Raw genomic sequence first — 4,291 nt, 5'->3', positions numbered from 1 at the left:
GTAAAAACGGCCCCCCCACCCCCCGCGGTGGGCCCCCGCCCCCCGCCGCGCGGGGGGGCCCCGCGGGGGCGGGGGGCGGCGCCCGGGGGGGGCGCCCCCCCCCCCCGGCCCTTTTCCCGTCCGCCCGCGCGGTGCTACGCGGGCCACGTGCGGGCGCGCAGCGGCATCCCGGAGCCCGCCGGGCCCCGGCCGTCGGTGCGCACGGCCAGCACCTGGTTGACCCCGAGCCGGTTGCGCTCGAAGCCGAGCGCCGAGGCGGCCATGTACAGCAGCCAGACGCGGGCCCGCCCGGGGGAGGTCAGCCGTACGGCCTCGTCCCAGTGCTTCTCCAGCCGCGCCACCCAGGCCCGCAGGGTGAGCGCGTAGTGCTCGCGCAGCGCCTCCACGTCGCGGACCTCGAAGCCGGCCCGCTCCAGTTCCCCGACGGTCGTGCCGAGCGGGGAGAGCTCGCCGTCGGGGAAGACGTAGGCGTCTATGAACGGGTCGATCCGGTACGCCTCTTCGTCGGGCTCGGGGCGCCGGGCGATCTGGTGGTTCAGCAGCCGGCCGCCGGGCCGCAGCAGCCCGTACAGGGTCCGGGCGTACGCGCGGTAGCCGTCGGAACCCACGTGCTCGGCCATGCCGATGGAGGAAATGGCGTCGTACGGGCCGTCCTTGACGTCCCGGTAGTCCTGCACCCGGATCTCGACCAGGTCGGCGAGGCCCTCCTCGGCCACCCGCTTGCGCGCGTACGCGGCCTGCTCGCGCGAGAGGGTGATCCCGGTGACCCGGACCCCGTACGCGCGCGCCGCGTGCAGGGCCATGGAGCCCCAGCCGCAGCCGACGTCCAGGAGCCGGTCCCCGGGGCGCAGGGCCAGTTTGCGGCAGACCAGGTCGAGCTTGTCGTGCTGGGCCTCCTCCAGGGAGCCGCCCGGGCTCCAGTAGGCGCAGGAGTACACCATCGAGGGGCCGAGCACGTGGGCGTAGAACTCGTTGCCCACGTCGTAGTGGTGGCTGATGGCATCGCGGTCGCGGCCCCTGGTGTGGCGCGGCCCGCCGCGCCGCTCGGCCTCCTCGGGCGGCGGCGCCGGCGCCGGCCACGGCCGGGCCAGGCGCACGAGGTCCCGTACGGCCGCCCGCCGCGCGGGATCGCGCAGCAGGGTCCGCGGTCCGTCGGGCGCCCGGGGCGGCGGCTCCTCGCCGGGCGGTCTGCCGCTCTCCCACAGCAGCGGCGCCACCCGTTCCAGGAGGGCGAACAGATCGCCCTCCACCGTCATGTCCCCCGATACCCAGGCCCGTGCCAGGCCCAGTTCGCCCGGCTTCCACAGCAGCCGGCGCAGGGCGCGGCGGCGGTGCAGGACGAGCACGGGGCCGCCGGGCGGGCCCGCTTCGCTGCCGTCCCAGGCCCTGACGCGCACGGGCAGGGGGGTGCCGAGCAGGGTCTCGGCCGCAGCGGCCAGCCGCAGCGCGGCGTCGGTCATGGTGCACCTCCAGAAAGGTCCGACCCAAGCGTCTACCCGTCCTGGGCGGCGGATAAGCCGCCGGACGGGTCCACCCCACGCGCATCCGAGCGGCGCTCGAGGTACGCCGAAGGGGCCGCCCGCACCACGGATGGCGGGCGGCCCCTTCGGGTCGCGCTGGGTCCTGCCGGTCCTACTGGGTCCTGCTGGTCCTGCCGGGTCTCACCGGGCGCACCGGGCGCCGCGAGAACCGTGCCGGTCCGCTGGTCCTGCCGGACGGGGTCAGGAGGCCTTGGCCTTCTCGGCCGGGGCGGCGACGGCGGCCGGAGCCGGCTTGGCGGCCTCGTAGAACTCCTCGCGGGGGGTCTCCAGCGCACCGAGGGAGACGACCTCGCGCTTGAGGAACATGGCGAGGGTCCAGTCGGCGAAGACGCGGATCTTGCGGTTCCAGGTCGGCATGGCCATGCCGTGGTAGCCACGGTGCATGTACCAGGCGAGACGGCCCTTGAGCTTGATCTTCATCTTGCCCATGACGATCATCGCGACGCCCTTGTGGAGGCCGAGACCCGCCACCGCACCCTTGTTGGAGTGCGAGTAGGGCGACTGCGGGAAGCCCCGCATGCCCGAGATGACGTTGTCGCCGAGGACCTTGGCCTGGCGCAGCGCGTGCTGGGCGTTCGGCGGGCACCAGGCGTTCTCCACGCCGGCCTTGCGGGCGGCGAGGTCGGGCACCTGGGCGTTGTCGCCGGCGGCCCAGATGTAGTCCGTGCCCGTGACCTGGAGGGTCGGCTGGGCGTCGACGTGGCCGCGGGGGCCGAGCGGCAGGCCGAAGCGGGCCAGCGCCGGGTTGGGCTTGACGCCGGCGGTCCACACGATGGTGCTGGAGTCGACCTCGAGGCCGTTCTTCAGCACCACGTGGCCGTCCACGCAGGAGTCCATGGAGGTGCTGAGGTAGATCTCGATGCCGCGGGACTCGAGGTGCTCCTTGCCCCAGGTGCCGAGCTTGGGCCCGACCTCGGGGAGGATCTTGTCGGCCGCGTCGACCAGGATGAAGCGCATGTCCTCGCGCTTGATGCTGGAGTAGTACTTCGCGGCGTCGCGGGCCATGTCCTCGACCTCGCCTATGGTCTCCGCGCCGGCGAAGCCGCCGCCGACGAAGACGAAGGTGAGGGCCTTGCGGCGGACGTCCTCGTCCGTCGTGGACTCGGCCTTGTCGAGCTGCTCGAGTACGTGGTTGCGCAGGCCGATGCCCTCTTCGACGCCCTTCATACCGATGCCCTGTTCGGCGAGGCCGGGGATCGGGAAGGTGCGGGAGATGGCGCCGAGCGCGATCACCAGGTAGTCGAAGGGCAGCTCGTACGCCTCGCCGACCAGCGGCGTGACGACGGCGACCTTGCGGTCCTGGTCGATGCTGGTGACCCGGCCGGTGAGAACCTCAGCCTTGGGCAGCACGCGTCGCAGCGGGACGACGACGTGCCGAGGCGAGATGCTGCCTGCGGCCACTTCAGGGAGGAAGGGCTGGTAGGTCATGTACGAGCGCGGGTCGACGACCGTGACGGTCGCCTCGCCGTAGCGCATCTTCTTCATGATGCGCTTGGCTGCGTACAGGCCTACGTACCCACCTCCTACAACGAGGATCCTGGGACGCTCCGTGGTGCTCATGGGAAAAGTATCCAGCACCCCACGGAGTGACGCTCGTGAGCCCCTTCACAAGGCCCTTGAGACCCTCTGCTACACTCCGCCGCCCACGTGACCCAGGTCATGGCGCGAAGTGGGAACCAGCAGGGAGCGGGAGTCGTTGAACACCAGTGCTGAACTGGCCTCCAGCCCCGTAAGCGGAGTAGACCACCGGGTTCGTGGATACCTACCGACGGACCCTCACGCCGGGCTCCATTCACACGAACGCTCATCAAATGAAGGCTCGAGTGACTCTCGAGTCACCCAAAAGGCCCTTCCAGAGCCCTCACGGGCATCTTTTCCTTGTGAAGAACTTCACGAACTTCATGCGGGCGACGGGACCGAAGGCCCCCCAACGGCCGCCGCCAGGCCCCCCGAGGGGCCCGGCGGGCAGCGATCGGGCAGTGATCGGGCGAGCGTCAGGCGACCGACCAGGCGATTCCGTCCAGCATTCCCGGTGAACCCACACCTGTCTGCGCGACACCCGACGGGTGTACACATACACGCGTACACTGGCCTTCATGAGTGATGAGAACGCCGTGACCGTGCGCGAAGCCCGCGCCCATCTTGCGGACCACATCAACCGTGCCGAGCAGGGCGCCCCGACCATCATCACGCGGAACGGCGCTCCGGTGGCCGCCCTCGTCCCCATCGCGGACTTCAACGCGCTCGAAGAGGCGGCAGACGAGCTGCTCGCACGCGAGGCGGAGGCGGTACTCGCCGAGGGCGGATCGACCGTGACGATGGCCGAGCTGCTGGCCGACCTGTTCAGCGAACGGGGTGACGGCGCGGCGTGAAGTACGCCTTCCGGTTCACGACCGCGGCGCAACGGCAGCTCCGGGCGATCGACAGGCCGGCAGCCATGCGGATCCTCGCCGCCCTGACCGCGCTGGGGGACGATCCGTACCGCGAGGACGCCGACATCAAGAAGCTCACCGGCCCCTCCGGCCTGTACCGGCTCCGCGTCGGCAGCTACCGGATCGCCTACCAAGTCCTGGACGGCGAGCTCGTCATCCTCGTCGTCAAGGCGGGCGACCGCCGCGACATCTACCGCAACATCTGACTCCCAGGCCGACGGCGGGGGGGCCGGGGCGGGGGCCCGGCCCGGCCCCGGGGGGGGGTTGGGGGGGGGGGGGGCGCGTCTGTGCGGGCGGGCGCAGGTTGTGGGGGAGTCA

Annotated in this window: 4 protein-coding genes; 2 read left to right on the top strand and 2 right to left on the bottom strand. The window is 71.9% G+C overall.

Annotated features, from left to right (window positions below; genetic code table 11):
* Window positions 1–134: 134 nt before the first annotated feature.
* The gene (locus ACWF9Z_RS22430; protein WP_453604549.1) at window positions 135–1,460 is read right to left on the bottom strand and encodes a class I SAM-dependent methyltransferase; all 1,326 of its coding nucleotides are present in this window, start codon (window positions 1,458–1,460) and stop codon (window positions 135–137) included.
* Window positions 1,461–1,721: 261 nt separating this feature from the next.
* Window positions 1,722–3,101 carry an NAD(P)/FAD-dependent oxidoreductase gene (locus ACWF9Z_RS22425; protein WP_453604548.1) on the bottom strand — a complete coding sequence of 460 codons (1,380 nt, stop codon included), beginning with the start codon at window positions 3,099–3,101 and terminating at the stop codon, window positions 1,722–1,724.
* A gap of 536 nt (window positions 3,102–3,637) precedes the next feature.
* Between ACWF9Z_RS22425 and ACWF9Z_RS22420 the strand changes: the two genes are divergently transcribed.
* Both ACWF9Z_RS22420 and ACWF9Z_RS22415 read left to right on the top strand, forming a co-directional pair.
* A complete protein-coding gene (locus tag ACWF9Z_RS22420; protein WP_031150838.1) occupies window positions 3,638–3,913 on the top strand; it encodes a type II toxin-antitoxin system Phd/YefM family antitoxin in 276 nt (91 codons plus the stop codon).
* Entirely contained in the window at window positions 3,910–4,179 is a 270-nt protein-coding gene (locus ACWF9Z_RS22415; protein WP_453604547.1) for a type II toxin-antitoxin system RelE family toxin, read from the top strand. The genes ACWF9Z_RS22420 and ACWF9Z_RS22415 overlap by 4 nt, the downstream gene beginning before the upstream one ends.
* Window positions 4,180–4,291: the final 112 nt, after the last annotated feature.

The sequence above is a fragment of the Streptomyces sp. NPDC054961 genome (genome assembly GCF_053609145.1).
This window is presented reverse-complemented; position numbering and strand designations above follow the sequence as displayed.

Bases quoted from the DNA above. Each gene is read 5' to 3' on its own strand.
- ACWF9Z_RS22430 (WP_453604549.1), bottom strand. From the start codon at position 1,460: ATGACCGACGCCGCGCTGCGGCTGGCCGCTGCGGCCGAGACCCTGCTC.
- ACWF9Z_RS22425 (WP_453604548.1), bottom strand. From the start codon at position 3,101: ATGAGCACCACGGAGCGTCCCAGGATCCTCGTTGTAGGAGGTGGGTAC.
- ACWF9Z_RS22420 (WP_031150838.1), top strand. From the start codon at position 3,638: ATGAGTGATGAGAACGCCGTGACCGTGCGCGAAGCCCGCGCCCATCTT.